Below are 26,212 nucleotides of genomic sequence, written 5' to 3' on the forward strand. Positions count from 1 at the left end.
AGATATGCGAAAGACGTCTTGCGGTTTGCTCATCAATTGCCGCGGTCGCGGCAGGATGAGCGTGGGTTCAGATCGGTTTGACGAACAACCCGATGGTCAGCAGCGCGCCGATGCAGACGATCGCGATGCGCAGCACGCGTTCGTTCACGCGATGCAGCGCCCACGCGCCGAGCAGGCCGCCGACGATTGCGCCGCCGCCGAGCGCGATCGCCTCACGCCAGTGCAGGTGCGGCGAGGTGACGAACAGCACGACCGCCGACGCGTTCATCACGCCCGCGAGCGCGTTCTTGGTCGACATCGCGTGACGCGGCGGCAGGCCGGCCATCGTCAGTGCGGCCATCATCAGGAACCCGATGCCGCCGCCGAAGTAGCCGCCGTAGATCGCGATCAGGAACTGCGAGACCCCGGCCGCGACCGGGCCGAGATGTTGCGCGCCGGCACCCGGCTTGCGGAAGAAACTGCCCCACGCGAACACGATCGTCGCGAACAGCACGAGCCACGGCACCAGATGCGAGAAGATCGACGACGGCGTTTTCAGCAGCAGCAGGCCGCCGAGCGCGCCGCCGGCCACGCTGATCGCGAACAGGGCGCGAAACGGCAGCCTGCCCACGCCGCTCACCATGTTGCGGCTCGCCCAGCCCGTCGTCACCTGGCCGGGGAACAGGGCGACCGTCGACGTGATGTTGGCCGCGAGCGGCGACATCCCCGACACGATCAGTGCGGGCAGCGTGACGAACGAACCGCCGCCCGCGAGGGCGTTCTGGAGGCCGGCCCACAGGCCGGCGATGATGATGAGAGCGAGCATTGATGCGCAACGGAAGAGGTGGGGGAGCCCGCTTGCCGGACGAGCGCAGGCATGACGGTCGCACGATGGTAATGCAGGATCGCGGCCGCCGGAAGCCGGTGCGCACGCGGGTGCGTGACGTCACGCGTCCGGTTGGGCACCTTTGGCCGGTGCGGCGTCGTCGTGGTCGTCGTCGACATTCGGATAGACGATCGTGCCGTCGTCCCGGACCACCGCGCCGGCGGTCAGGCGCGCGAGCTCCACGCGGTTGCGGCCCATGATGTGCAGCACCGTTTCGCCGCGCGCGATCAGGTAGTCGGACACGATACGCCGGTGGCAGCGCCACCACACGGCTTCCGAACACATGATCGCGCAGCGCTGCTCGTGCCCCTGGGCGATCAGTTGGTCGAGGCCCGCATGAAACGCCGGCGACAGCGCGTAATCCGCGTAGCGGTGAAAGCTGCGGTTGGTCCAGAAATCGTTGACGTCGTCGGGTACGCCGTGCGACTTGCCGCGCAGGCCGCCGAGTTCGGCGATGTGTTCGTACGCGATGTCGGCGGCGGCGAGCGCATCGGGCAGCGTCGCTTCGTTGAATTGCGGGTTGGTGCGCGAACGCGTCATCTTGCGGATATCCGCGAGCAACGTGATCTCGACCGCGTCGAGCAGGTCGACGAATTCGTCGAGCGTGCGGTTCGAATGGCCGATCGTATAGAAGGGGAGCTTCATGCGCCGTCCTTGCTGGCGATGCGTTCGAGCACGCAGCCGCGATGCGCGGCGACGTGGTCAGTCCGGTCGCTCTTGATCTCGTACTGCGGATCGTCGGGCGACGCGCGATGGCGATGCCCCTTGTAGTCGAAGTCGGCGGTATGGATCGCGATGATCGTGCCGGTCACGTAGCCGACTTCGGAATTCCAGCGGACGTGGTCGCCTAGCTTGAATCGCGTGGTCATGCTGGGCTGGCTCCTTGGGGCGATGCGGGGTGGTCGGCCCTCGCGGCTTTGGCAGTGCGCGCCGGGAAGCCGGCCGCGAGGGAGAACGTGCATGGATTCATTATCGGCCGCGACCGCACACGGTAAAAGACACGGACGGTGGCGGGGCGACCCGGTGCTGCATGCGCAATCGGCGTGCCTTTCATTTCAATGACGACACGGGTGTCGATCCTCCCGCTTGCCCGCATGAAATTGCCATGCTAGTTTTTCATGAAATTTCTCGGCGTAATTTTCACGGGAGTCCGCATGTTCGTGCAGTCCGACCGTCACGTCGCCAGCTACTACGCCGGCACCTACCCGGCGCCGATCCCGCTTCGGCCGACGCTGGACGAGCGCGTCGACGCTGACGTGCTGGTCGTCGGCGCGGGCTTCAGCGGGCTGCATACGGCGCTGCGACTCGCGCTGGCCGGCAAGCGCGTCGTCATGCTCGAGGCGAGCCGCGTCGCGTGGGCCGCATCGGGCCGCAACGGTGGACAGGCGCTGCTCGGCTGGTCGTGCGACATGCAGCCGCTCGAGGATGCGCTTGGCCGCGACGGCGCGCGCCTGCTGTGGGACAGCATGCGCTGGGCGGCGGCCGAAGTGCGCGAACTGCCGGCGCGGCACGGTTTCGACATCGACTACCGGCCCGGCAGCCTGTGGGCCGCGGTGCGGCCGCGGCGCGTCGCGATGCTGGCGCAGGCGCGCGACGAGGCGGCCGAACGCTGGGGCTATGATCGGCTGCGCATGATCGAGCGCGACGAGATGCGTGAATGGATCGGCGGCACGCGCTATCTCGCTGCGCTTCACGATCCGGAGGCCGGCCACCTGAACCCGTTGAAGCTCGCGCTCGGCCTCGCACGGACGATCGAGCGCGCGGGCGGGCGCATCTTCGAACAGAGCCGCGTGCTCGACTGGCGCGAGACGGCTAGCGGCTACGTCGCCCGCACGGCGCGTGGCGAAGTGCGCTCGGACGTGCTGGTGCTCGCCTGCAATGCGTACGTCGACCGGCTCGACCGCGACCTCGCGCGCCGGCTGCTGCCGGTCGGCACATATCAGGTTGCAACCGCGCCGCTCGCCGCCGACGTCGCGCATGCGCTGCTGCCGCGCAACAGTTGCGTGATCGACAACCAGTTCGTGCCCGACTACTTTCGCCTGAGCCCCGACAACCGGCTGCTGTTCGGCGGCGGCTGCACGTATCTCGGCGGCATCCCGGCCGATATCGCGGCGGCGACGCGCCCGCACCTCGAACGCGTGTTTCCGCAACTGGCCGGCGTACCGCTCGATTACGCGTGGGGCGGTCACATCGACATCAGCATGCGCCGCACGCCGGACATCGGCCGCCACGGGCAGCGCTTCTGGCTGCAGGGCTTTTCGGGGCACGGCGTGCTGCCGACGCTCGCCGGCGCGCGTGCGGTGGCCGACGCCGTGCTCGGCGACGCACGCCTGCTCGCGCAGTACCAGCGCATCCGCAACCCGCGCTTTCCCGGCGGCGACCGGCTGGCCGCGCCGCTCGAAGCGATCGGCAAGGCCTGGTACCGTCTGCGCGATACCGTCTGATTGCATCGGAATCCATCATGAACGAACAGGAAGAGATAGAAAGTCTGGCGATCCTGATCCGCGACCTGCGCAAGCATCGCAAGGTGACGCTGAACGATCTTGCCGAACGGATCGGCCGCTCGGTCGGCTTTCTGTCGCAGGTCGAGCGCGGGTTGTCGCGTCCGACGGTCGCGGATCTCACCGCGATCGGCGAGGCGCTCGGCGTGCCGACCACGTATTTCTACAGCCTCAGCAAGCCGCGCAGCGTGCCGTGGGTCACGCGGCCCGACGAGCGGCGCACCGTGTATTACGCGGCCGGCATTACCGACATCCTCGTGTCGCCGAACATGCGTTCGCGCTTCTCGATCCTCGAAAGCCATCTCGGGCCGGGCGCCAGCAGCGGCGAGCGGCCGGTCGACGACAGCGACGAGCAGGGCGGCTTCGTGCTCGAAGGAGAACTGACGATCTGGATCGACGGCGACGACACGCCGGTCACGCTCGGTCCGAACGATGCATTCCAGCTTCCCGCGCACAAGCGGTTCCGTTACGCGAACCTGACTGACGCGCCGACGCGCGTGATCTGGGTATTCACCTGAATTGAGTGGTCGGCGGGGCGGGCTGGAGTGCTGGCCGCCTCGTCACGTAGCCTGTTTGCAGTACTGATCGACATGCGGCGTGCGTTGCCTCGTGCGTCGCATGAATCCGGTTCGCCGCGCCGCGGCACCGCCATACAAGACATGGAAAGGATGAGACATGGCTGACGTCGTTCCCGCGCTGGTCAGTGAAGTCCGCGCATTCCGGCAGGCGCACCCCGAGATCCGTTATGTCGACCTGATCTGCCTCGACCTGCCCGGGCACTTCTACGGCAAGCGCTATCCGATCGATGCGCTCGAAAAGGTCGCGGCGGGTTCGCTGCTGAAGCTGCCGCAGAACTGCATCCTGCTCGGCACGCAGGGCGGGCTCTACAAGATCGGCGACTACTGTTTCAACGACGGCGACCCGGACGCCGTGCGCCGGCTGATTCCCGGCACGCTGAAGCCGGTGACCTGGGAGAAGCAGCCGCTCGGCCAGATGCTGATCACGACCGACGGCACCGATTCGCCGGTCGAGTTCGAGCCGCGCGAGGTGCTCGCGCGGGTGCTGAAGCGGCTCGCACGGCGCGGCATCCGGCCCGTCGTCGCGTTCGAGCTCGAGTTCTACCTGTTCGACGCACAGCTCGAGGAGGGGATGCCGAAGTATCCGCGCGACCGCCTGTCCGACGATCGCGACGATCAGCCGAACATGCATATCGAGCGGCTGTCGCGTTTCTCCGACGTGCTGCACCAGATGGTCGACGTCGCGTGCGCGCAGGGGATCGACGCGACCGTGATCACGGCCGAGCTCGGGCCCGGCCAGTTCGAGATCAATTTCGGCCATTGCGATGACGGGCTGCGCGCGGCCGACTGGTCGGCGATGTTCTGCCGCAGCACGCGCGGCGTCGCGCTGCAGCATGGCTATCGCGCGAGCTTCATGGGCAAGCCGTACCTGCATGCGCCGGGCAGCGGGATGCACGTGCACGTGAGCCTGTACGACGATGCCGGGAACAACCTGCTCGCGGCGGATGGGCAGCGGCCGCTGCGGCATGCGGTGGCCGGCTGCCTCGCGCTGCTGCCGCATTGCATGCCCGTGTTCGCGCCGAATCACAATGCGTTCCGCCGCTACGGGTCGATGGTGAACGCGGCGAGCCGCGCGAGCTGGGGTTTCGAGGATCGCGACGCGTGCATCCGCATTCCCGAGTCGGATGCGCGCAACCTGCGGATCGAGCATCGGCTCGCGAGCGCCGATGCGAATCCGTACCTGGTGCTCGCGGCAATTCTGTCGGGGATGGAGCACGGGCTCGATGCCAAGAGCGAACCGATCGCGCCGCTCAACGACGATCGCGGCAGCGGCATCGATTTTCCGAAGGAGATGCTGTCGGCGGTCGCCGCGATGCAGGATCATCGGGCCGTGCGCGAAGGGCTCGGCAGCGAGTTCGTGATGGTGTATTGCGAGAACAAGCGGCAGGAGGAGCTGGATTTTCGCAACGAGATCGGCGCGCGGGAGTATCGGTGGTTTCTGTGATTGCCGCGCGTGTCGAAGATGCCGGTCAGGGAAGTGCGCGCCAGTAGCGCACTTCCTCGATCGGCGTACCGTCGATCTCGAAGGTCTTGATGTCGTCTTCGGCGACGAAACCTTCGCGTTCGTAGAACATCCTCGCTCGACGGTTTTTGGCGAGCACCCACAGCGACACCCACGCATGACCCGCGTCGTGCAGCGCTCGGCATGCATGGTCGACCAGCCGCGCGCCGACCCCTTGCCCGCAATGCGACGGGTGCAGATAGATCGCTTCGATTTCGCCCCACGCACCGTCCTTGTCGGCGTCGCGCGTCGGGCCGTACGCGATCCAGCCGGTCGGTGCGTGGTTCGCGAAGGCGAGCGCGACGTGCGGTCGTCCCGCGTCGAGCGTCTCGCGCCACGCGGCCGTGCGTTTTTCGACCGACAGGTCGGCGAGGAACGGCGCCGGCATGATGTCCATGTAGGTGGCTTGCCACGACGCGACGTGAATGCTGGCGATGGCCGGTGCATCGGCGGAGGTGGCCGCGCGGATGTCGATCGTCGTCGTGTTCGGTGCCATGCGTTCCCCGTGTGATCGGTTGCCGTCTGCCGCGCGGCTGTCCGCCGGATTCATGCCGCCGGATCGAGACTGCCGTCGATGGCGAAACGGTAGTGGATGTCCACGTGCGATGCGTCGCCCGGTGCATCGGTTTTCTTCAACACGAACTCGAACGCGGGTTCGAACCAGCCGTCGCGTGCGATTTCTCCGCCGAGGATCTCGACGTCGTACCAGCCGTTGTCGACTTCAATGACGGGCCGGCCCGGTTCGCGATAGCGCGCAAGCAGCGCATTCACCGTGTCGTCGGTGAAACGTTCGAGAATGCGCCACGTGTAGAGCATCACCGCACGATGCTCGACGCGCAATACGTATCCGCCGCGCCGATGTTGCACGCGACTGCCTGCTTTCAGCAATTCGGGCGTGTCGTCGTCCAGCGTGAAGATGACCGTATACGGATGATTCTCGATGCCGGCCAGCGGAATGACGATGCCTTCCAGTGCCGCGTGGTCGCCGCTGTCGCCGGTCGTGAATGCCGATGCGACGTCGTCCGGCAGCCCGTGTTCGTCCTTGTACCGTTTCAGCAGCAGAAGATCGCCGACGAGAAAGTAGTCGATCAGATCGTTGAGGACTTCGGAGAATTCATGCCGCATCGTCGTTCCTTTCGAACAGCGTGCCGTGCCGCGACATGCTTCGCGGCACGGCACGCGTGGCCACCTTACTCGCCGAGCTTCGACGTCACGCAGCCGGTGCTCGAGCATTCGCGCTCGCGTTCGCGCAGGAACGACAGCCGCGACTGCGTCATGTCGTTCGCGCACTGGATATCGACGAGGTAGCTGCTGCCGCGCGTTTCGCTGCACTGCGCGTCGCGCTGTTTCAGCCACGCGAGCTGGCCGGCCTTCAGCGTCGCCTGCTGGTCGCCGCTCAGTTGCTTGCGCAGCCGGCCGTATTCGTCGTTGAGATCGCGATCGGATTGCGAGAACTGCGTGCTCGTGCAATACACCTGGTCGAACGCGCTGCGCGGCTTTCCGCAACCGGCCGCGTGCGCGGCGAACGGAACGGCGAGCGCGAGCAACGCGCAGGATGCGAGCAGATTCTTTTTCTTCATGGTGAGGCTCCTGGCTGGGTGAAAACCGTTGAATCCGAAGGGAAATGCCGTCGTTATTTGGGCGTCGTACACGCGTCGATGCCGCTTGCGATTGCGGCGGACACGCGCTGGATCGTCTCGCGCCGTGCGAGCCGCGCTTCTTCGTCCGGATTGACGATTACGCCGGCTTCGACCAGCACGGCCGGAATCGGCGCGGTGCGCAGCACGACGAGATCGTCGAAGCGGTGGATGCCGAGTTGCGGGTCGATCAGCGGGCGATTCTCGCCGCGGATCGGCTGCGCGTGATACAGCGACGGCCGTTCGCCGGCCGCGACCAGCCGCTCGGCGATCGCCTTCGCGCAACGCAGGCTCTCCGCATAGTGCGGATTGCGCTCCGACACGAATACCGAGAAGCCGCGGAATTCGCGCTGCCGGCCCGCGTCGATGAACTGCTGCTGCATCGAGTCGTGATGGATCGACACGAACAGGTTCGCGTCGGGCGCCTGCGTCGAGCGCTGATCGAGCTTGATCTCGCGGCCGTCCGCCGACGTGCGCAGCACGCGGTCGCCGTGCGCGGCGAGTTTGTCGGCGACCGCGCCGGACAGATCGAGGTTGTACAGGTATTCGACGCGGCCGCTCGCACCGGTGGAGCCCGGATGCGCCGGCGTATGGCCGGTGTCGACGACGATGTAGCGTCCGGACGCGGGCTCGGCAGCGGTCGTGGTGGCGATGTCGGCCGCGTGCAGCGCCGGCGGCGCACCGAGCAGCGGGGCGCACGCGAGCACGCGCGTGGCGGCGCGCACGAGCGGAAGGCGTCGGAGGGTTCGGTTCGTCATTGTTGTTGTCGAGAAGGGCGTACGGCGCGTCGCACGGCGCGCCACCGTCGGCCTGCTCAATGCAGTCGGAATGTCGCGCGATTATAGCGGGTGGCGGCGACGCCGCAATGACGCGCGACGGCTGTCAGGCGAGCACGCGATGCGCCGCACGCATGCCCCAGTACGAGGCTTCCTCGAACAGCGACAACCCGGACAGGTCGGCATGCGCGAATACGACGGGGCCATCGGCATCGCGCAGTGCGAGCAGCCCCGGCCGGCTCAGGAAGCCGACGTCGGGCGTGGCCATCGCATGGCCGCGCACGGTGATCTCGAGCGCGGTCGCATGCTTCCACAGCTCGCGTCCGTACACGGCCTGCAGGTCGAGCGCCGCCTGCTCGCGCAATGCGTCGGGCTTCGCCTGCGCGAGCCAGCGGCGCGTATCGTCCGGCGTTTGCGTGCTCAATGCCTGATACGCGGAGAACACCGAGCGCGTCGGCGGCGACATCCGGATCAGCTGATGCGTCGACACGACGTAGCCAAGCCCCGCGCCGTCGTAGACGACGTTGTCCCACGCGAGCGGTACGCCCGCTTCCTCGGCCGGCATGCCGTCGAGCAGGAAGTTGGATACGAGCCACGGCGCGCGCGGAGGCAAGTCGCGTGCGGGTTCGAAACCGTACGCGGCAAGCTGCGGAAACACGCGCGCCGCGACAAACAGCGGCATCGCGCACACGACCCGGCGCGCCTTCAGCGTGAACGTCGACAGCGTGCCGTCATGGCCGACGCGTGCGCACAGCACGTCGACGCCGCCTGCGCGTTCGGTCGCGCGCACCGCGAAGCCATCGCGTGACCACGCGTTCGAGCCGGTGCGCGCGGTGATCGAATCGCTCAGCTTCGTCACCATCGTGTGCAGCCCGTCGGGCCAGGTCAGCACCGCGCCGTCACTCGCATCGCCCGCATGACCGCCGCGCGACGAGAAGTAGTGCAGGCCGGCCCAGGCGGAGACATGCTCGTAACCGGCGCCGTAATCGTCGCGGCAGCAGTAGTTCAGATACCAGTGCAGCGCCTTCGCGGTATAGCCTTCGTCGAGCAGCCACCGGCGGAACGAGCGCCGGTCGAGTGCGCGCCAGCGTGGGTCGCGCGACGATTCCGCGATCGGGATGCAGAACACCTTGCGGCCGTCGGCGCCGCGCGCGGTGCGCAGCCCGTCCGTGTACGCGAAGAAGCGCGCCTGCTGCGCGAGCGCGTCGGCGTCGAGGCCGGTGGTCGGCACGATGCCGTCCTGCCACTGCCCGCCGATGAACAGGCGCTCGTCCGGTGCGTGGACGAGTGCGCGTTCGTCGTACACGGGGCGCACGGAGAACGGCGCGGATTCGATTATGCCGAGATCGGCGAGCATGTCGCGCAGATGGGCGGATTCTAGCGACGGCAGCGGCAGATAGTGCGCGCCCTTCGGATAGCCGAGGTCGCCGAAGCGCCCGCCGGCCGCGTTGCCGCCGAATTCGGGGCCGGCGAGCACCGTGAAGCGTGTATGGCCCGCGCGCGCGAGCTGCCATGCGCACGACAGCCCGGCCGCGCCGGCGCCGAGGATCGCGACATCCGTCTCGATCGTGCCGGACGGTGCGGGCAGCGTGGCATGGTCGCGCAGCGCATGGCCTTCGCGCATGCCGGGGTAGCCGACCTGCGGCGTCGTCTCGATCCAGCCGGTGCGGCCACATGCGGCGAGCGACGCGGCCGCCGACGCGACGAGGAACGTGCGGCGATCCATCAGCGCAGCACGTGCTTCCAGTCGTCGTCGAAGCGGCGCACGAGCGGCTGGTCGTTGAGTTCGTTCGGCGACATCGACAGCGCCGGCATGTCGGCCGGGAAGTGGAACATCTCGGCGGCCGTTTGCGCATCGAGCCAGCGCGTCGGCACCGAGTAAAGCGTCGGCACCGTGAAGTCGCGGCGCTTGCCGGCGATCACGAAGCCCCAGTCGCCGAACGACGGCACGTAGCAGTGGTACGGCCACGTGTTGAGCCCGGCTTCGTGCAGCGTCGCGATGATGGTCCAGTACGCGTGCGGCGCGAAATACGGCGACGTCGACTGGATCACCGTGTAACCGTTCTCCGACAGGTGGCGCGCCAGCAGCCGGAACACCGGCACCGAATACAGGCGGCCGAGCCCGAAGTTGGTCGGATCGGGGAAATCGACGACGATCGCGTCGTACACGTCGGCATTCGATTCGAGCCAGCGCACCGCGTCGTCGTTGATCACGTGCACGCGCGGGTCCTTCAGCGCGCCCTGGTTCAGCTTGACGAGCGGTGCCGACGTCGAGAACAGCTTCGTCATCGCCGGATCGAGATCGACGAGCGTGATCTGCTCGAGGTTGCGGTGCTTGAGCAGTTCGCGCACCGCGAGGCCGTCGCCGCCGCCCAGCACGAGCACGCGCTTCGCCCACGGCAGTGCCTCGATCGCCGGATGGATCAGCGCCTCGTGATAGCGGTGCTCGTCGCGCGACGAGAATTGCAGGTTGCCGTTCAGGTACAGCCGCATGTCGTCGTGCCACTGCGTGAGCACGATGCGCTGGTACGGCGTCGTTTCCGAATAGATCGTCTCGTCGCCGTACACGCCGTGTTCGGCCCAGTGCGTGATGCGATCCGACAGCGCGAACCCGGCGACCAGCAGCCCGATCACGAGCGACGCACGCATCAGCTTGCCGCGCACGTTGCGGATCTCGTCGCGGAACAGGTGGGTCGTCCACAATGCGACGAATGCATTCAGGAGACCGAACAGGAAGCTCGTACGCAGCAGGCCGAGGCGCGGCGCGAGCACCAGCGGGAAGATCAGCGACACGGCGAGCGAGCCGAGATAGTCGAAGGTCAGCACCTCGCTGACGGTATGGCGGAACGCCTGGCGCCGCTGCTGGAACGCGCGCATCACGAGCGGGATTTCCATCCCGATCAGCAGGCCGAGCGCGAGCACCAGTGCGTAGAGCGCCGCGCGAAACGGCGCGGCGAGCCATGCGAACACCACGAACAGGAGCGCTGCCGACACGCCGCCGAGCAGGCCGACGAGCAGCTCGATGTCGACGAAGCGGTCGAGCACGTCGTCGTCCTCGACGAACTTCGCGAGCCACGAGCCGATTCCCATCGCGAACAGGTAGCAGCCGATCACCGACGAGAACTGCAGGATCGAGTCGCCGAGCAGATAGCTCGACAGCGCGCTGCTGATCAGTTCGTAGCCGAGCCCGCACGATGCGAGCACGAGAATCGACAGGACGAGCGCACGCTTATGCAGCATCGCGCATCCGTTGTGCAGTGTTCGGCAATGTGGATATACTGGCGCGGATTTTCGTCTGGCGGCCCCGTGCGGGCCGGCCGGCGACGGGGCGGCGAACCGAGCACAAAATCCGAGGAAAAGAATGAATAGTGCCTATCTTTATGCGGTTCATTTACTGTCGGCGTTCGTGCTGCTTCTCGTGTTCGCGGCAGTGTACCTGAAGGTCACCCCGTTCGACGAACTGGCGCTGATCCGCGACGGCAACGCGGCCGCGACGCTGTCGTTCGGCGGCGCATTGATCGGTTTCTGCCTGACGCTCGCATCCAGCATCGCGCACAACTCGACGCTCGGCGAAGTCGTGATCTGGGCCGTCGGCGCGATGATCGTGCAACTGATCACCTATGCGGTGCTGACGCGCGTGATGCCCGGCATGAATCATGCGATCGAGGATCGCAACGTCGCGATGGGCGGCCTGATGGGCACCGCGTCGCTCGTCGTCGGCATCATCAATGCCGCCTGCCTGACCTGACGCGCCACGCGTTTCGAGGAGACCGACATGAGTCTGGGTTCATTCATCCGCAAGCAGTTCATCGACGTCCTGCAATGGACGGAAGACACCGACGGCGTGCTGGCCTGGCGCTATCCGATGGAAGACCAGGAAATCCAGTACGGCGGCAAGCTGACCGTGCGCGAGACCCAGGTCGCGATCTTCGTCAACGAGGGCAAGGTCGCCGACGTGTTCCAGCCGGGGCTCTATACGCTGGAAACGCGCACGCTGCCGGTACTCACGAACCTGAAGAACTGGGACAAATTCTTTCAGTCGCCTTTCAAGTCCGACGTCTACTTCTTCAGCACGCGGCTGCAGCTGGGCCGGCGCTGGGGCACCGCGCAGCCGGTGACGATCCGCGACCGCGAATTCGGCTTCGTGCAACTGCGTGCGTTCGGTATCTATTCGTATCGGATCGTCGATGCGGCTGCGTTCCACCGCGAGGTGAGCGGCACGCGCGCGGCATACACGGTCGACGATCTCGAGCAGCAACTGCGCAATCTGGTCGTCACCGCGATGAGCACGACGTTCGGCTCGGCCGACGTGCCGTTCGTCGACATGGCCGCGAACCAGTCGCTGCTGTCGCAGCGCGTCGCCGAGGCATTGGTGCCGGTGTTCACGCGTTACGGGCTGGCGCTCGACGCGTTCGCGGTCGAGAGCGTCTCGCTGCCGGCCGAGCTGCAAAAGGCGCTCGACCTGCGGATCGGTGCCGGGATGGCCGGCGATCTCGCGCGGGCCACGCAATACCAGACCGCGCAGGCGATTCCACTCGCCGCGCAGAACCCGGGCGGCATCGCCGGGGTCGGCGCGGGGCTCGCCGCGGGTGCAGCGATCGGGCAGGCGATGGCCGGCCAGATCGCGGGCGCCGCGCAACCGGCGCAGGCTGCGCCGCCCGCGCCCGTTGCCGCGCCGGTGGCCGCCGCAGCGGCCGAGAGCACCGATTACGTGCAGCGGCTCGAGCAGCTGAAGGCACTGTTCGACAAGGGCCTCGTGACCGAAGACGAATATTCGCGCGCGAAGGCCGAGATCCTCGCGAAGCTCACCCGGTAAGCGGCACGCATGTTCCGTACCTCGTGCCCTCAGTGCGGCGCGCCGGTCGAGTTTCGCTCGGCCGCGGCGGTGATGGCCGTCTGCGCGTTTTGCCGTAGTACGTTGCTCAAGCGCGGCGCCGAGGTCGAGCGCATCGGCGAACTGGCGACAGTACTCGACGATGCGTCGCCGATCCAGATCGGCACGGCCGGGCGCTACGACAAGCGCGCGTTCACGGTGCTCGGCCGCATCCAGATGACCTACGACGCCGGCGCGTGGGGCGAGTGGTACGTCGTGTTCGACGACGGCGCGTTCGGCTGGCTGTCGGATGCGTCGGGGCAGTACGCGATCACGGTGCGCGAACCCGACGATGCGTCGGGTACCGCGTGGCCCGCATTCGACACGCTCGAACCGGGCATGCGGATCGACCACGGCGGCCGCGCGTATCTGGTGTCGGACGTGCGTACCGCGCGCTGCACGGGCGGTGACGGCGAGCTGCCGTTTCGCGTCGATGCCGGCTGGGAGGCGCGCGTTGCCGACCTGCGTACGGGCAATGCATTCGCGACCTACGACTATTCCGACGCCGGCTCGAACGGCGGCAGCCCGGCCGTCTATGCGGGCGAGGCGATGGAATTCGACGCGCTCGCGTTCACGGGGCTGCGCGACATCGAAAACGATACGCGCGACAAGCGCGGCGCGGAGCTGGTGCCGTTCGCGTGCCCGAGCTGCGGCGCGCCGCTGTCGTATGCGCCCAACGTGGCCGACTACGTCGTGTGCGGCAGTTGCCACGCGGGCGTGCAGTGCACGGCCGAGCAGCAGACCGTGTTCGCGGCCCGGCGCGAGCTCGAAGCGGTGAAGGGCGCGCTCGAACTCGGCGCGATCGGCACGTTCGACGGCGTGAAGTACACGGTGATCGGCATGATGCGCTGCCGCGTGCCGGGCGACGACGAGACATGGGACGAATACCTGCTGCTGAACCCGAAACGCGGCTTCCTGTGGCTCGTGCAGAGCGAAGGGCGCTGGGAACGGGTGCAGATGCTCGACCACTGGCCGACGATCGGCAGCGAATCCGGCAACGTGACCGACGGCGGCAAGACCTACCGGCTGCGCGAGGAATACGAATCGGAGGTCGTCTACGTGGTCGGGGCATTCAACTGGCGCGTGCAGGCGGGCGATCGCACGTCGATCGTCGACTACGGCTGGCAGAAGGACAAGCTGACGCGCGAGCGCAGTGACGCGGAGATCGTCTGGTCGCGTGCGCGACCGCTGTCGGGCGGCGCGCTCGCCGAACGCTTCGGCACGCCGGCGTGGCCGCGGCCACGACGGCCGCCACGGGCGCGACCGAATCGACGGGTCTGTTCGGCAGCAAGGGGCCGCACAGTTTCGCGCCGCTGCCGTTCATGTTCAGCGCGTTGCTCGTGATCTTCAACCTCGGTTCGCTGTTCTCGTTCACCGGCCGCTCCGTCTACGTGCTGGTCGGCCTGCTGGTGCTGTGGCTGCCGGAATGGCTGTGGAAGCGGTTTGCGTCGGACGGGGGCAACGCGTGATCCGGTACATCCTCTACGGCGTCTACGGCCTGATCGTCGTCACGCTGTTCAGCTGCGCATCGATCGGCGGCAGCGGTTCGGGCGGCGGCGGGTGGGGCAGTTCGTCGGCGCGCAGCGGCTACTCGTCGTACGGGTCGCACAAATGACCGCGCGCGACGGGATCGCGCCGCCGTGCGCGACGCTCGGCTCGCACGTGCTGGCCGACCTGGCGGGCATCGATGCGGCGCTGCTGCGCGACGCCGCGCGGCTCGAAGCGATCCTCACCGATGCGGCGCAACGGGCCGGTGCGCGCGTGATCGGCGCGCACTTCCATCATTTCGGCGGCGAGCATGGCGTGACGGGGGTCGTGCTGCTGGCGGAGTCGCACATCACGATCCATACGTGGCCCGAGCATCGCTTCGCGGCCGTCGATGCGTTCATGTGCGGTGCGGCGCGCGCGGCCGATGCGGTCGATGCGATCGCCGCGGCGCTCGGCACGCACGCGCAGGTTCGGCAGCAGGTGGCGCGCGGCAGTGCGCTGGCCTGAGCCAGGATGCCGCGTGCCGTGCATCGGCCACGGCGGGTCGTCGGGGTGGCGGCCGCCGGTCGTTTCCCCGGCTCGGTGAATCCGGAAAATAGCGGGCGGCGCGGCCGCCGGCGCATGCCGGTCAGCGCGGCAGCGCTTCGGCTTCGGCCCAGCGCTTGAACGAATCGAGACGCCGGCGCGTCTGCACGAGATAGAACGCGCCGATCAGCGGTTCGAGCAGCCAGCGCAGCCACGACGGCTGCACGCGGAAGTGGTACGTGAACTTCACCTCGGTCGACCCGGGCGTGTGCTCGACGAAGTTCCAGCTGCCGCTGAAGCGTTCGAGCACCTTCGGGCCTTCGACCATTTCGACGGCGGCGACCTGCGGCGGGCGATATGAGATGTAGCGCGACACCATCGTCGCGCCCGACTGGCTGCGGCAGAACGCGTCGACGCCGACATCGGCGGTCGTGCCGTCGAGCAGGTAGGCGTCGCTGAGGAAGTTGTCCCACACGAGCCGCCGTCCGTAGTCCTGCGACCACGTGAACAGGCGCCTGCGGTCGACGCCGACGGTCCGGCTGACTGAGATCCTCATGAGGGCGGGCGCCACGGCGCGGATTGGGATGAAATCGAGTGTACCGCGCCAATAACCTGTGTTTCGTCAGACTTCGTCAAGTCGAGCATGCGCTCGAACGAGCGCGATTGACGCACCTCGGGAATTCCCCTAGGATTTATCCCAACCCTTCGGGACAGACCCGGAGCGTTTCAATCTCTTGAGGGAGCCTCATGAGTACGCAACAGAACCGGCGCTTCGACGCGCTCGTTTTCATTGGTCGTTTCCAGCCTCCGCATCGTGGTCACCTGAACGTGCTGAAGTCGGCACTGAGTCGGGCCGAACGCGTGTGCGTGCTGATCGGGTCGACCGACAAGCCCCGCACTATCAAGGACCCGTTCTCGTTCGACGAGCGCCGCCAGATGCTGGCTTCGCTGCTCGACGCGTCCGAGCGCGATCGCGTGACGATCGCCCCGCTGCAGGATTCGACCTACAACGACGGCGACTGGGTGCGCTGGGTGCAGGATGCGGTGGCCGTCGCGCTCGGCGACGTCGCGCAACGCAAGGTCGGGTTGATCGGCCACGAGAAGGACGCCACGTCGTATTACCTGCGGATGTTCCCGCAATGGGAGCTCGTCGACGTCGACGCGACGGAAGACATTTCCGCCACCGAGATCCGCGACCAGTATTTCGCCGAACGCACCAACAGCTTCGTGCAGTGGGCCGTGCCGGAACCCGTGTTCGGCTGGCTCGAGCGTTTTCGCACGCAGCCGGAATTCGCGCAACTGAAGTCGGAAGCCGAATTCATCGCCGCGTATCGCAAGGCGTGGGCGGCCGCACCGTATCCGGTCACGTTCGTGACGGTCGACGCGGTGGTCGTGCATTCGGGGCATATCCTGCTCGTGCGCCGCCGCAGCGAACCGGGCCGCGGCCTGTGGGCGCTGCCGGGCGGCTTCGTGAACCAGGACGAGCGGCTCGATGCGGCGTGCATCCGCGAGCTGCGCGAGGAAACCGGCCTCAAGCTGCCGGAGCCCGTGCTGCGCGGCTCGATCAAGGATCGCCAGGTGTTCGATCACCCGACGCGTTCGCTGCGCGGCCGCACGATCACGCATGCGTGCCTGTTCAACTTCCCGACCGGCGAGTTGCCGCGCGTGAAGGGCAGCGACGACGCCGACAAGGCGCGCTGGGTCCCGCTCAACGAATTCGCGCAGATGCGCAACGTGATGTTCGAGGATCACTTCGACATCGCGTATCACTTCCTGGGGAAGCTGTGACGCGCTGATTCCCCGCATCCGGTCCGCCGCGACAGACGCGGCGGCACTTCAACGGCCTAGAGGAGCTCTAGCCATGCAAAACGATCTCGGCGGCTTTGCCGCGGTTCTCGCCAATCCGGTTCTCAACACGGATTCGTACAAGGCTTCCCACTTCCTGCAGTATCCGCCGGACGCATCGGCGATGTTCTCGTACGTCGAATCGCGCGGCGGCCGCTACGACCGCACGCTGTTCTTCGGCCTGCAGATGCTGCTGAAGGAGTATCTGTGCAAGCCCGTGACGCACGCGATGATCGATGACGCGCGCGATTTCTTCACCGTGCACGGCGAGCCGTTCAACGAAGCAGGATGGCGTCATATCGTCGAGCGCTACGACGGCTACCTGCCGGTGAAGATCCGAGCGGTGCCGGAAGGCTCGATCGTGCCGGTGCACAACGTGCTGATGACGGTCGAATGCGACGATCCGCAGGTGTTCTGGCTCGCGTCGTATCTCGAGACGATGCTGTTGCGCATCTGGTATCCGGTGACGGTGGCGACCCGGAGCTGGCATCTTCGGCAAACGATTCGCCGTTTCCTCGAACGGACCGATGACGATCTCGCGCAACTGCCGTTCAAGCTGCACGACTTCGGCGCGCGCGGCGTGTCGAGCGCGGAATCGGCCGCGATCGGCGGCGCCGCGCACCTCGTGAGCTTCATGGGCTCGGACACGGTGCTCGGCGTGCTGGCCGCGAACCGCTTTTATCGCGAGCCGATGGCCGCGTACTCGGTGCCGGCGGCCGAGCACAGCACGATCACGTCGTGGGGGCGCGAAGGCGAGGCCGATGCGTACCGCAACATGATCAGGCGCTTCGGTTTGCCGGGCGCGATCGTTTCAGTCGTATCGGACTCCTATGATCTTTTCGCCGCGCTCGATCTGTGGGGCGGCGAGCTTCGGCAGGCGGTGATCGATTCGGGCGCGACGCTCGTCGTGCGCCCCGATTCCGGCGACCCGGTGACGATCGTGCTGCAGACCGTTCGTGCGCTCGATGCGTCGTTCGGTTCGACCGTGAACGGCAAGGGGCGGCGCGTATTGAATCGTGTGCGCGTGATCCAGGGGGACGGGGTCGACGAGCAGTCGATCGAAGCGATCCTCGTCGCGCTCGACGAGGCGGGCTATGCGGCCGGCAACGTGGTGTTCGGCATGGGCGGTGCGTTGTTGCAGCGGGTGAACCGCGATACGCAGCGCTTCGCGATGAAGTGTTCGGCGATCCGGCGCGGCGACGTGTGGCACGACGTCCGCAAGGATCCGGTCACCGATCAGGGCAAGCGCTCGAAGCAGGGGCGGCTGACGCTGTTGCGCAATTGGCGCACCGGCGAGTATCGGACGGTGACGCTGCCGGCTGCGTGGGACGATCGTGCGCTGGAAGGCGAATGGGACGAGGCGCTCGATACGGTGTTCGACACGGGGCGCCTGCTCGTCGATACGTCGTTCGCCGAGGTGCGGGCAAGGGCGCATGCGGGGGAGGTGTGATGCAGGCGGCGGGGCATCCCGCCGCTGTGCAGCCGGCTCGCGTCACTTGCCGGTCAGCACCCGGCTGCCGGCATCCGTCGGCGCACCGCCATGCTCCACCACCCGCGTCGCCTCCATCGCCCGCGCCAGCGCATCGAACACCGCCGGCCCCTTGCAGCGCGACACGTTGAAGCGCAGGTACGACGTCGCGCTGCGCGACGCGCTGAACACGTTGCCGGGGGCGAGCACGACGTCGTGGTCCAGCGCATGGCGTGCGACGCGTGCGGCGTCGAGCCCGTTCGGCAACTCCGCCCACACGAACAACCCGCCGCGCGGCTCCGTCCAGATCGCGAGCCCGGCCCGCGCGAGGCGCCGGATCGTTTCGCCCATCGCATCGGCGAGACGCGCGCGCAGGCTGTCGAGATGGCGCCGGTACGTGCCGTCGATCAGCAGCCGGTGCACGACGTTCGCGCCGATCTGCGCATTGCCGAACGACGTCGCGAGCTTCAGATCGACGAGCGCGTCGATCCATTCCGGGCGCGCGGCGATATAGCCGCAGCGGATCGCGGCCGACAGCGTCTTCGAGAAGCTGCCGATCGACACGACGCGCGACAGCCCGTCGAACGCCGCGAGGCGCGGCGCGGGCGCACTCTCGAAATCCGCGAAGATGTCGTCCTCGACGATCAGCAGCCCGTGCTCGGCCGCGAGCGTCAGCAGCCGGTGCGCGACGGGCGGCGCGAGCGTCGCGCCGGTCGGGTTGTGCAGCGCGGCGTTGGTGATGTACAGGCGCGGCCGGTGCTCGGCGAGTACTTGCTCGAAGCGCACGAGATCGGGGCCGTTCGGCGTGAACGGCACGCTGACGATCCGTGCACGGTGCGCGCGCAGCAGCGCCTGGAAGTTGAAGTAGCATGGATCGTCGAGCACGACGGTATCGCCGGGCTCCAGCAGCAGGCGACACACGAGGTCGAGCGCGTGCGTGCCGCCGTCGGTCAGCATGATCTGTGCGGGTTCCGCGTGGACACCGTGCTGCGCGAGCCGCCACGCGAGCTGCTGGCGCAGCGCGGGCAGGCCGAGCGGCGTCGCATAGTCGGTCAACGCATCGGCTTCGTCGCGCGATACGGCGCGCAGTGCCCGACGCAGGCTTTCGTCGGGCAGCCACGACGACGGCAACCATCCGCAGCCGGGCTTCACCGACGTCGGCGCCGCTTCGAGCGACTGGCGCGACAGCCACAGCGGATCGAGCTCGCGATCGAGGCGCGGGCCCAATTCGGCGAGCGCGAGCGGCGGTGCGTGGCCCGACACGTAGAAGCCCGAACCGCGCCGTGCGACGAGCACGCCTTCGCTCGCGAGCCGTTCGTACGCGTCGACGACCGTCGATTTCGACACGCCGAGCGCGTCGGCCATCATCCGGATCGACGGCACGCGCGCGCCGGGCATCAGCGCGCGGCTCGCGATCCGCGCGCGCAACGTATCCATGACGGTTTCCACGCGCGTGCGCGACGGCGCGGGCGGGGCGGGAATCGGGGCGGAATGGCGCATGGCGAACGATGAACTGTACGGCCGGTTGTCCAGTACAGTTTGTCTGAATTGTATTAGGCTGTAGCTTACGCCGGTTTCGCCGGCGGCGGATCATCGGTCATCCACTTTCCATTCAGGATTGACCGTGCAAAAGACGACCGACGGGTGGCTCAGCGGCTTGCTGGGCGTCATCATTTTCAGTGGCTCGCTGCCCGCGACGCGGATCGCGGTGCAAGGGCTCGACCCGCTGTTCCTCACGTTCGCTCGCGCGACGATCGCCGGCGCGCTCGGCCTGCTGCTGCTCGTCGTGCTGAAGCAGAAGCGGCCGTCGCGTGCCGAGGCCGTGTCGCTGGCCATCGTCGCGCTCGGTGTGGTGGTCGGTTTCCCGTTGCTGACGGCGCTGGCGCTGAAGCACGTGACGTCGGCGCATGCGATCGTGTTCGTCGGGCTGCTGCCGCTCGCGACTGCACTGTTCGGCGTGTGGCGCGGCGGCGAACGGCCGCGGCTGCCGTTCTGGATCTTCTCGGTCGTCGGCAGCGGCGCGGTGGCCGCGTTCGCGCTGCGCAACGGCGGGCAGGCGTCGGTGGTCGGCGATGCGCTGATGCTGGCCGCGATCGTCGCATGCGGGCTCGGTTATGCGGAAGGCGCGCGCCTGTCGCGCCAGCTCGGCGGCTGGCAGGTGATCTCGTGGGCGCTCGTGCTGTCGCTGCCGCTGATGCTGCCGCTCACGTGGCTGACCTGGCCCGCGTCGTTCGACGGCGTCGACGCCGCCGCGCTGTGGGGGCTCGCGTACGTGTCGCTGTTCAGCATGTTGATCGGCTTCGTGTTCTGGTATCGCGGGCTGGCGCTCGGCGGGATCGCGGGCGTCGGCCAGCTGCAGCTGCTGCAGCCGTTCTTCGGCTTCCTGCTCGCGGCCGGGCTGCTGCACGAGACGGTGCCGCCGTCGATGGTCGTCGTGACGGTCGTGGTGGTCGGCTGCGTGGCGGGCGCGAAGTACTTCTCGAAGATGGCGCCCGTGCAGCGCGCAGGGTGACGCAGGGGCAGCGGTGGGTCGCGCATCAGGCCGACGCCCTCCGGTGCGAGGCTGGCGGCAAGCCGGTTGCCGCCGATGCGCGTGATCGCGACGTGCATCCGATCCGGCACCCGATGACGCGGCCCAAGGCAAAACGGCCAGGTTGCCGGTAGCGGCAAGCCTGGCCGTTGGCGTTCGTCACGCCGGGCGCGGGTTACTCGAACGTTTCGAGTGCGAGCAATTCGCCGATCGTCTGCCGGCGGCGGATCAGCCGCGGCGTGCCGCGATCGACCAGCACCTCCGGCGCGAGCGGCCGGCTGTTGTAGTTCGACGACATCGACGCGCCGTACGCGCCCGCGTCGTGCAGGAACAGCAGATCGCCGATCTGCGGCTGCGCGAGCTTGCGGTGCGTGACCGCGCCGCCGGCATCCTGCGTGAACACGTCGCCCGATTCGCACAGCGGCCCGGCGATCGCGAGGTCGACGAGCGGCCGGCCGGCGGGCAGCGCGCCATCGTGCGCGTGCACCGACACCGCGTGATAGCTGCCGTACATCGACGGGCGCATCAGGTCGTTGAAGCCGGCGTCGATCAGCACGAAATCGTGCTTCGGCCGACGGTTGACGGCCTGCACTTCGGTGACGAGCGTGCCGGCCTCGGCGACGAGGAAGCGGCCCGGTTCGATCTCGATGCGCACCGGGTGGCCGAGATGCCGTTCGATCCGCTTGCGCGCGGCGTCCCACTGGCTGAAGTAGTGACCGACGTCGACGCGCGGCTCGCCGTCGCGATACGGGATCGACAGGCCGCCGCCGGCCGAGATCGCGTCGATGTCGTGGCCGAGCGACGTGACGAGGTCGACCATCGCATCGCACACCTGCGACAGGTGGCCGTAGTCGACGCCCGAACCGATGTGCATGTGGATGCCGACCAGCTTCAGCCCGTACTGGCGCACGATCTCGATCGCGCGCGGTACGTCGTCGATCCAGATGCCGTGCTTGCTCTGCGGGCCGCCGGTGTTGGTCTTGTTGCTGTGGCCGTGGCCGAACCCGGGGTTGACGCGCAGCCACACGCGGTGGCCGGGCGCGTGCTCGCCGATGCGCGCGAGCATGTCGAGCGAGCCTGCGTTCACGGTCACGCCGTGCTCGAGCACCGCCGCGAGCGTCGGGCGGTCGATCAGGTCGGCCGTGAACACGACGCCTTCCGGCTCGCCGCCCGGGCTGAAACCGGCCGCGAGGCTGCGCTCGATCTCGCCGAGCGACACGGCGTCGACGCACGCGCCTTCGTCGCGCATCAGCTTGAGGATATGGACGTTCGAATTCGCCTTCTGCGCGTAACGGATCACGTCGAACTGGCGCAGTTGGGCGATGCGGTCGCGGATGACGTCGGCGTCGTACACCCACAGCGGGGTGCCGTATTGCTGCGCGAGGGCCGCGAGCTGGCGGGAATCGAGGGACATGGCGGATGAATCGGATCGAATGAACGGATAGCGCGATGATGCGCCCGATTGGCTATCCAGTAAAATGCCTGTTTATCTTCATTCGATTCATTTCTGATATATACGATCATGCTGACGCACCGTCATATCGAGGTGTTCCGCGCGCTGATGGTCACCGGCAGCACGACGCGCGCGGCCGAGATGCTGTACACGTCGCAGCCCACCATCAGCCGCGAACTGGCGCGGATGGAGCAGGTCGTCGGCTTTGCGCTGTTCGAACGCGCGCATGGCCGGCTGCGCCCGACGATGGCCGCGCTCACGCTGTTCGACGACGTGCGGCTCGCGTATGTGGGGCTCGAACGCGTCGCGGCGACGGCCGCACGCCTGCGCGAGTTTCGCGACGGGCAACTGTCGGTAATCGCGCTGCCGGCGTTTTCGCACGCGATCCTCCCCGGTGCGTGCCGGCGCTTTCACGATGCGCATGCGGGTGTGAGCGTGTCGGTCGCGACGCAGGAGTCGCCGGTGCTCGAGGAGTGGTTGACCGCCCAACGCTACGACCTCGGACTGACCGAGCACGACGTCGCGCCGGCCGGCACGGTGCTCACGCCGCTGCTCGAAGTCAATGAAGTGTGCGTGCTGCCCGACGGCCATCCGCTGCTCGCGCAGGATGCGATCGACCTGCTGGATCTCGTCGACCGCCCGTTCGTGAGCCTGTCGCTGAACGATCCGTACCGCATCATGATCGACGAGGCATTCGCGCAACTCGGCGTCGCGCCGCGCTCGGTGGTCGACACGCCGTCGGCCGTATCGGTGTGCGCGTTCGTGCGGCAGGGGCTCGGGGCTGCGATCGTCAATCCGCTCACGGCACTCGATTTCGTCGGCCGCGGCCTGCACGTGCGACCGCTGACGCGGTCGTTTCCATACCGGGTCAGCGTGATCGTGCCCGAGCACCGGCCGAAGAGCCTGCTCGTCGACGCGTTCGCCGATGCGCTGCGCGGCGAAGCGAAGGCGATCCGCCGCCGGCTCGCCGCGCACCTCGGCTAGCGGCGCCGCCGTATGATGGGGGGGCACCGCCATCACCGTCATTTTCCGGAAATCCCGTCATGACCGACGCATCGTCTTTCCTCGAACAACCGACCCTCACCGGCGAACGTGTCGTCCTGCGCCCGCTCGACGCATCCGACCGGCAGGCGCTCCTGGACGCTGCCGCCGACGGCGAGTTGTGGAACCTGAAGGTCACGGTCGTGCCGGGCGCGCATACGGTCGACGCATACATCGATACGGCGTTGCAGGGGCGTGCGGCCGGCACCGTGATGCCGTTCGTGATCGTCGATCGCGCGTCGGGCCGCGCCATCGGCAGCACGCGCTTCTGGAAGATCGATCGCAAGAATCGCAAGCTCGAGATCGGCCATACGTGGCTGAGCGAATCGGCGCAGCGTACGCGCGCGAATACCGAAGCGAAGTGGTTGCTGCTGGCTTATGCGTTCGACACGCTGCGATGCGTGCGCGTGCAGTTCACCACGGACGAGCTGAACGAGAAATCGCGCGCGGCGATCCTGCGCCTCGGTGCGAAACAGGAGGGCATCGTGCGCCACGAACGGATCATGCCGGATGGCCGCAAGCGCAACTCGGTGCGCTTCAGCATCATCGACGACGAATGGCCGGACGTGCGTACGCGACTCGAGGCGAAGCTGGCGACGTAACGGGTGATGCGGGACGCTTGATGCTTCAGACGTGCATCGCGCCGCCGGCAGGGGAGTCGGCAGCGCGACGACGGGGGGAACGGTGCGCCGCGCACGAGGCGCGGCGCTGCATCGCGTTACTGCGCCGATGCGAGGTGATGACGCTGCGCGAGCTTCTGCGCGTCCGCGTAGTGCGCCTGCAGGATCGGCAGCGCCTGGCGTGCGACTTCCTTCAGCTTGGCGTCGCGGCCCGATGCGATTTCGGCCTGGAATGCCGAGATCGTCTTCTGCTGGCCGGCGAGCGCGACCTGTTCGATGTACGCCTTGTCGAACTCGGCGCCGCGCAGGCTCTTGATGCTGTTCAGCACGGTCGTGTCCGGGTCGTTGGCCGGCACGTCGACGCCGCGCGGGCTCGCCGCGCGCATCGCCTGGATGATCTTCGCATCGTCGGTCGACACGCGTTGCGCGAACGCCTTGACCTGGCTGTCCGACGTGCGCGAATCGGCGATGCGCGCGGCGTCGTGCTGGGTCGACACGGTCTTCGTGCCGTCCGTGATGAAGGTCTGGTCGGCTTCGTGGATGCGCGTCGCAGTCGCGGCCGGCGCGGCGGATGCCGCGGGTGCCGGTTGCGCGGTTTGCGCGGTCGCCGTCACGGCGACGAGAAGCAGGCCGGCGGCAGACAAGGCAAGGCGCGAAATGGGGGGAAAGCGGTTCATGGGACCTCCTTTCGATCGGGGCTCTGGTTGAAAAACGGATCGTGTGATCCGTCGCTGTGCGAGAGACCGGGCGCGCCCGGGCCGGATTCGACTGCCGCTCTGCCGCGGCGGCGTTCGAAGTGTTTTCCGGCCCGACTGATTCTAGGAGAGCGGTCGGGTAGCAGGTGCAACCGTGCTGTGGCTTGTGTAACGGTTGGTAAGACGAATCGATGGGCACGCGCGCAGGCCGGTAGTGCGTACCTGATGCGCGTGCGGCGGCGGCAATTTTTGCGCGCACGTGGCGCATGCAATGCATGAGATGCGCGTGCGTGTCATCGGCATTTCATCGGTGCGATGTCGTCGCGGCCGTTGCTGTGGCGGCGCGTCGGCGGCGAGTGGTGCGTGTGCGCGCGGCGTGCGTGAAGCGTTACACGCGATCGAGCAGCGCATCGAGGCGCGGCAGCAACGGCGTCGCGCAATGTGCCTGCAACGCGTCGGGCGCCGTGTAACCCCACGCGACGCCCTGGAAGGCGATACGCGCGCGCCGTGCCGCGTCGGCATCGCGGATTTCGTCGCCGACGTACAGCACTTCGTCGGCGCGCACACCGGCCTCGTGAACGAGCGCGCGCAGACGGCGCGCTTTGCCGAACAGCGGAATGCCGCAGGCGAAATGGTCGACGCGTGCGCCGGCGCGCGGGCCGAGCCGGTCGCGCACGATCTCCTCGGTGTTCGACGTGGCGATCGCGATGCGGATGCCGCGCGCGGCGAGCGCGTCGAACGTTTCGTCGACGCCGGGAAAGAGCCGCACGTTCGCGATGCGCGGCCGCATCAGGCGGCGCATGTCGATCGTCACGCGCGGCACTTTCCACATCGGCACGTCGAGCGCGCGGATGATGTCGCGCGCCGACATGCCGCGCAGCGCGGGGCGCAGTTCGGGCGTCGCGTCGCGAAAGCCGTGCAGGCGCGACGCTTCCGACAGCGCGGCGAGAAAGCTGTCGAGCGAATCGGCGAGCGTGCCGTCGAAGTCGAAGGCGATGAGGCGGTAGGTCATCGGGTGAGGCGTGCGAGGCGGAACGTGGCGAGGTTGGTTGGCGGCCGTGCTACTCGTAATGGTAGCGGCAGGACACGATGCTGAGTTGAAGGTCGTCAGCCTCGTAGACCAGGCGGTTCGTATCGTCGATACGGCGCGACCAGAAGCCGGAGAGATTGGCTTTCAACGGCTCCGGCTTGCCGATGCCTTCGAACGGCGTGCGCTGGGTTTCGCGAATGAGCTGGTTGATGCGCTTGAGCGTCTTGCGATCCTGTCCTTGGCAGTAGACATAGTCATCCCATGCGTCGGAAGTAAAGAGCACGCGACGTACGCTCATTCATCATCCTCGGCGAGCTTGTGTTCTTTCGCCTTGCCCTTGCGCAGTTGCGCGATCGAACGTTCGAGATGAGCGACGTTGGCTGGCGAGCGCAGCAGGTGAACCGTCTCCATCAGGCTGTCGTAATAGTCCTGCGACATGATGACGGCGTTCGGTGCATCGCGGCGCGTAATGAGCGTCACGTCCGCATCGTCGACGACCTGGTCGATGACGGTCTTCAGATTGCCGCGGGCATCCGAAAAATGAATCGTGCGCATGGGGCGCCTCACTTGTACATTTAACGGTACAAGTATAGCACTATTCGAATATATGTACGGAATGTTGTACAGGTATCGAGGCGCCGTGCGGCAGGACGACGCGCATCTGTTTTCCCGCGGCGGCTCGGCCATACCCTTGTCCCGCACCCCACGGCGCGGTATCGTCGACGCTCCGCCTTCCGCCCCCTCCAACCGGAGAACAGACGTGCCCGCAGCCACCCCCGCCACGCT

30 protein-coding genes and 1 pseudogene are annotated in these 26,212 nt (G+C 67.5%); 15 read left to right on the top strand and 16 right to left on the bottom strand.

Annotation, left to right across the window (positions count from 1 at the left end; translation table 11 throughout):
* Positions 1 to 67: 67 nt before the first annotated feature.
* The 3 genes from H3O04_RS18460 to H3O04_RS18470 form a co-directional block, all read right to left on the bottom strand.
* Entirely contained in the window at positions 68 to 805 is a 738-nt protein-coding gene (locus H3O04_RS18460; protein WP_006480809.1) for a sulfite exporter TauE/SafE family protein, read from the bottom strand.
* 120 nt (positions 806 to 925) lie between these two features.
* On the bottom strand, positions 926 to 1,510 hold the full coding sequence (locus H3O04_RS18465; protein ID WP_202588207.1) for a DUF488 domain-containing protein: 585 nt from the start codon (positions 1,508 to 1,510) through the stop codon (positions 926 to 928).
* On the bottom strand, positions 1,507 to 1,734 hold the full coding sequence (locus H3O04_RS18470) for a DUF2945 domain-containing protein (protein ID WP_202588208.1): 228 nt from the start codon (positions 1,732 to 1,734) through the stop codon (positions 1,507 to 1,509). The genes H3O04_RS18465 and H3O04_RS18470 overlap by 4 nt, the downstream gene beginning before the upstream one ends.
* Before the next feature lie 285 nt (positions 1,735 to 2,019).
* Between H3O04_RS18470 and H3O04_RS18475 the strand changes: the two genes are divergently transcribed.
* The 3 genes from H3O04_RS18475 to H3O04_RS18485 all read left to right on the top strand — a co-directional run bounded on the left by H3O04_RS18475 (position 2,020) and on the right by H3O04_RS18485 (position 5,388).
* Positions 2,020 to 3,309, top strand: a complete 1,290-nt coding sequence (locus H3O04_RS18475; protein ID WP_202588209.1) for an NAD(P)/FAD-dependent oxidoreductase — start codon at positions 2,020 to 2,022, stop codon at positions 3,307 to 3,309.
* Between the two features lie 17 nt (positions 3,310 to 3,326).
* On the top strand, positions 3,327 to 3,884 hold the full coding sequence (locus H3O04_RS18480) for a helix-turn-helix domain-containing protein (RefSeq protein ID WP_006490367.1): 558 nt from the start codon (positions 3,327 to 3,329) through the stop codon (positions 3,882 to 3,884).
* A 157-nt stretch (positions 3,885 to 4,041) separates the two neighbouring features.
* Positions 4,042 to 5,388, top strand: coding sequence for a glutamine synthetase family protein (locus H3O04_RS18485; protein WP_202588210.1), 1,347 nt, complete (start codon positions 4,042 to 4,044; stop codon positions 5,386 to 5,388).
* A 25-nt stretch (positions 5,389 to 5,413) separates the two neighbouring features.
* Here the strand turns inward: H3O04_RS18485 and H3O04_RS18490 are convergent, their stop codons facing one another.
* The 6 genes from H3O04_RS18490 to H3O04_RS18515 all read right to left on the bottom strand — a co-directional run bounded on the left by H3O04_RS18490 (position 5,414) and on the right by H3O04_RS18515 (position 11,098).
* Positions 5,414 to 5,941, bottom strand: coding sequence for a GNAT family N-acetyltransferase (locus H3O04_RS18490; protein ID WP_202588211.1), 528 nt, complete (start codon positions 5,939 to 5,941; stop codon positions 5,414 to 5,416).
* Positions 5,942 to 5,991: 50 nt separating this feature from the next.
* Entirely contained in the window at positions 5,992 to 6,570 is a 579-nt protein-coding gene (locus tag H3O04_RS18495) for a hypothetical protein (protein ID WP_023476043.1), read from the bottom strand.
* A 65-nt stretch (positions 6,571 to 6,635) separates the two neighbouring features.
* Positions 6,636 to 7,025 carry a lysozyme inhibitor LprI family protein gene (locus H3O04_RS18500; RefSeq protein WP_006480817.1) on the bottom strand — a complete coding sequence of 130 codons (390 nt, stop codon included), beginning with the start codon at positions 7,023 to 7,025 and terminating at the stop codon, positions 6,636 to 6,638.
* 53 nt (positions 7,026 to 7,078) lie between these two features.
* Positions 7,079 to 7,840 carry an N-acetylmuramoyl-L-alanine amidase family protein gene (locus tag H3O04_RS18505; protein WP_202588212.1) on the bottom strand — a complete coding sequence of 254 codons (762 nt, stop codon included), beginning with the start codon at positions 7,838 to 7,840 and terminating at the stop codon, positions 7,079 to 7,081.
* A gap of 124 nt (positions 7,841 to 7,964) precedes the next feature.
* Positions 7,965 to 9,584 (bottom strand): NAD(P)/FAD-dependent oxidoreductase, encoded by a 1,620-nt coding sequence (locus H3O04_RS18510; protein ID WP_202588213.1) that lies wholly within the window; start codon positions 9,582 to 9,584, stop codon positions 7,965 to 7,967.
* Positions 9,584 to 11,098 (bottom strand): polyamine aminopropyltransferase, encoded by a 1,515-nt coding sequence (locus H3O04_RS18515; protein ID WP_202588214.1) that lies wholly within the window; start codon positions 11,096 to 11,098, stop codon positions 9,584 to 9,586. Before H3O04_RS18515 ends, H3O04_RS18510 begins: the two co-directional genes overlap by 1 nt.
* Before the next feature lie 121 nt (positions 11,099 to 11,219).
* Here H3O04_RS18515 and H3O04_RS18520 point away from each other — a divergent pair, with 121 nt between their 5' ends.
* The 7 genes and pseudogenes from H3O04_RS18520 (at position 11,220) to speD (ending at position 14,726) form a co-directional block, all read left to right on the top strand.
* Positions 11,220 to 11,606, top strand: coding sequence for a DUF350 domain-containing protein (locus H3O04_RS18520; RefSeq protein ID WP_006480820.1), 387 nt, complete (start codon positions 11,220 to 11,222; stop codon positions 11,604 to 11,606).
* A 27-nt stretch (positions 11,607 to 11,633) separates the two neighbouring features.
* A complete protein-coding gene (locus H3O04_RS18525; protein ID WP_006480821.1) occupies positions 11,634 to 12,674 on the top strand; it encodes an SPFH domain-containing protein in 1,041 nt (346 codons plus the stop codon).
* Between the two features lie 234 nt (positions 12,675 to 12,908).
* Positions 12,909 to 13,220: pseudogene (locus H3O04_RS36795) on the top strand (DUF4178 domain-containing protein); the annotation flags it as partial.
* 354 nt (positions 13,221 to 13,574) lie between these two features.
* Entirely contained in the window at positions 13,575 to 14,075 is a 501-nt protein-coding gene (locus H3O04_RS36800; protein WP_442862834.1) for a DUF4178 domain-containing protein, read from the top strand.
* Positions 14,054 to 14,200, top strand: a complete 147-nt coding sequence (locus H3O04_RS36805) for a hypothetical protein (RefSeq protein ID WP_442862833.1) — start codon at positions 14,054 to 14,056, stop codon at positions 14,198 to 14,200. Before H3O04_RS36800 ends, H3O04_RS36805 begins: the two co-directional genes overlap by 22 nt.
* The gene (locus H3O04_RS18535) at positions 14,197 to 14,346 is read left to right on the top strand and encodes a hypothetical protein (RefSeq protein WP_153489189.1); all 150 of its coding nucleotides are present in this window, start codon (positions 14,197 to 14,199) and stop codon (positions 14,344 to 14,346) included. The genes H3O04_RS36805 and H3O04_RS18535 overlap by 4 nt, the downstream gene beginning before the upstream one ends.
* A complete protein-coding gene (gene speD / locus H3O04_RS18540) occupies positions 14,343 to 14,726 on the top strand; it encodes an adenosylmethionine decarboxylase (RefSeq protein ID WP_012339664.1) in 384 nt (127 codons plus the stop codon). The genes H3O04_RS18535 and speD overlap by 4 nt, the downstream gene beginning before the upstream one ends.
* 121 nt (positions 14,727 to 14,847) lie before the next feature.
* Here speD and H3O04_RS18545 read toward each other — a convergent pair whose 3' ends face one another.
* Positions 14,848 to 15,300 carry a type II toxin-antitoxin system RatA family toxin gene (locus tag H3O04_RS18545; protein ID WP_053525299.1) on the bottom strand — a complete coding sequence of 151 codons (453 nt, stop codon included), beginning with the start codon at positions 15,298 to 15,300 and terminating at the stop codon, positions 14,848 to 14,850.
* 191 nt (positions 15,301 to 15,491) lie between these two features.
* Between H3O04_RS18545 and H3O04_RS18550 the strand changes: the two genes are divergently transcribed.
* The gene (locus H3O04_RS18550; RefSeq protein WP_012339666.1) at positions 15,492 to 16,532 is read left to right on the top strand and encodes a bifunctional nicotinamide-nucleotide adenylyltransferase/Nudix hydroxylase; all 1,041 of its coding nucleotides are present in this window, start codon (positions 15,492 to 15,494) and stop codon (positions 16,530 to 16,532) included.
* A 73-nt stretch (positions 16,533 to 16,605) separates the two neighbouring features.
* The gene (locus H3O04_RS18555) at positions 16,606 to 18,039 is read left to right on the top strand and encodes a nicotinate phosphoribosyltransferase (RefSeq protein WP_202588215.1); all 1,434 of its coding nucleotides are present in this window, start codon (positions 16,606 to 16,608) and stop codon (positions 18,037 to 18,039) included.
* A gap of 42 nt (positions 18,040 to 18,081) precedes the next feature.
* Here H3O04_RS18555 and H3O04_RS18560 read toward each other — a convergent pair whose 3' ends face one another.
* Positions 18,082 to 19,557 (bottom strand): aminotransferase-like domain-containing protein, encoded by a 1,476-nt coding sequence (locus tag H3O04_RS18560; protein WP_202588216.1) that lies wholly within the window; start codon positions 19,555 to 19,557, stop codon positions 18,082 to 18,084.
* A gap of 124 nt (positions 19,558 to 19,681) precedes the next feature.
* Between H3O04_RS18560 and H3O04_RS18565 the strand changes: the two genes are divergently transcribed.
* Positions 19,682 to 20,569 carry a DMT family transporter gene (locus H3O04_RS18565; protein WP_023476051.1) on the top strand — a complete coding sequence of 296 codons (888 nt, stop codon included), beginning with the start codon at positions 19,682 to 19,684 and terminating at the stop codon, positions 20,567 to 20,569.
* A gap of 193 nt (positions 20,570 to 20,762) precedes the next feature.
* Here H3O04_RS18565 and lysA read toward each other — a convergent pair whose 3' ends face one another.
* Positions 20,763 to 22,001: a diaminopimelate decarboxylase gene (gene lysA, locus H3O04_RS18570; RefSeq protein WP_023476052.1), complete on the bottom strand. Its 1,239-nt coding sequence runs from the start codon at positions 21,999 to 22,001 to the stop codon at positions 20,763 to 20,765.
* Positions 22,002 to 22,109: 108 nt separating this feature from the next.
* On the opposite strand from lysA, the gene H3O04_RS18575 reads away from it, so the two are divergent.
* Entirely contained in the window at positions 22,110 to 23,024 is a 915-nt protein-coding gene (locus H3O04_RS18575; protein WP_202588217.1) for a LysR family transcriptional regulator, read from the top strand.
* Between the two features lie 59 nt (positions 23,025 to 23,083).
* Positions 23,084 to 23,683 carry a GNAT family N-acetyltransferase gene (locus H3O04_RS18580; protein ID WP_202588218.1) on the top strand — a complete coding sequence of 200 codons (600 nt, stop codon included), beginning with the start codon at positions 23,084 to 23,086 and terminating at the stop codon, positions 23,681 to 23,683.
* A gap of 116 nt (positions 23,684 to 23,799) precedes the next feature.
* Here H3O04_RS18580 and H3O04_RS18585 read toward each other — a convergent pair whose 3' ends face one another.
* The 4 genes from H3O04_RS18585 to H3O04_RS18600 all read right to left on the bottom strand — a co-directional run bounded on the left by H3O04_RS18585 (position 23,800) and on the right by H3O04_RS18600 (position 25,981).
* Complete coding sequence (locus H3O04_RS18585) at positions 23,800 to 24,378, bottom strand: DUF4142 domain-containing protein (protein WP_006480832.1); 579 nt, start codon at positions 24,376 to 24,378, stop codon at positions 23,800 to 23,802.
* 406 nt (positions 24,379 to 24,784) lie between these two features.
* On the bottom strand, positions 24,785 to 25,408 hold the full coding sequence (locus H3O04_RS18590) for an HAD hydrolase-like protein (RefSeq protein WP_006480833.1): 624 nt from the start codon (positions 25,406 to 25,408) through the stop codon (positions 24,785 to 24,787).
* Between the two features lie 49 nt (positions 25,409 to 25,457).
* Positions 25,458 to 25,724 (bottom strand): Txe/YoeB family addiction module toxin, encoded by a 267-nt coding sequence (locus tag H3O04_RS18595; RefSeq protein WP_202588219.1) that lies wholly within the window; start codon positions 25,722 to 25,724, stop codon positions 25,458 to 25,460.
* Positions 25,721 to 25,981: a type II toxin-antitoxin system Phd/YefM family antitoxin gene (locus H3O04_RS18600; RefSeq protein WP_011547275.1), complete on the bottom strand. Its 261-nt coding sequence runs from the start codon at positions 25,979 to 25,981 to the stop codon at positions 25,721 to 25,723. The genes H3O04_RS18595 and H3O04_RS18600 overlap by 4 nt, the downstream gene beginning before the upstream one ends.
* Positions 25,982 to 26,212: the final 231 nt, after the last annotated feature.

This window comes from Burkholderia sp. KCJ3K979 (assembly GCF_016759955.1).
GTDB classification, from domain to species: Bacteria; Pseudomonadota; Gammaproteobacteria; order Burkholderiales; family Burkholderiaceae; genus Burkholderia; species Burkholderia orbicola.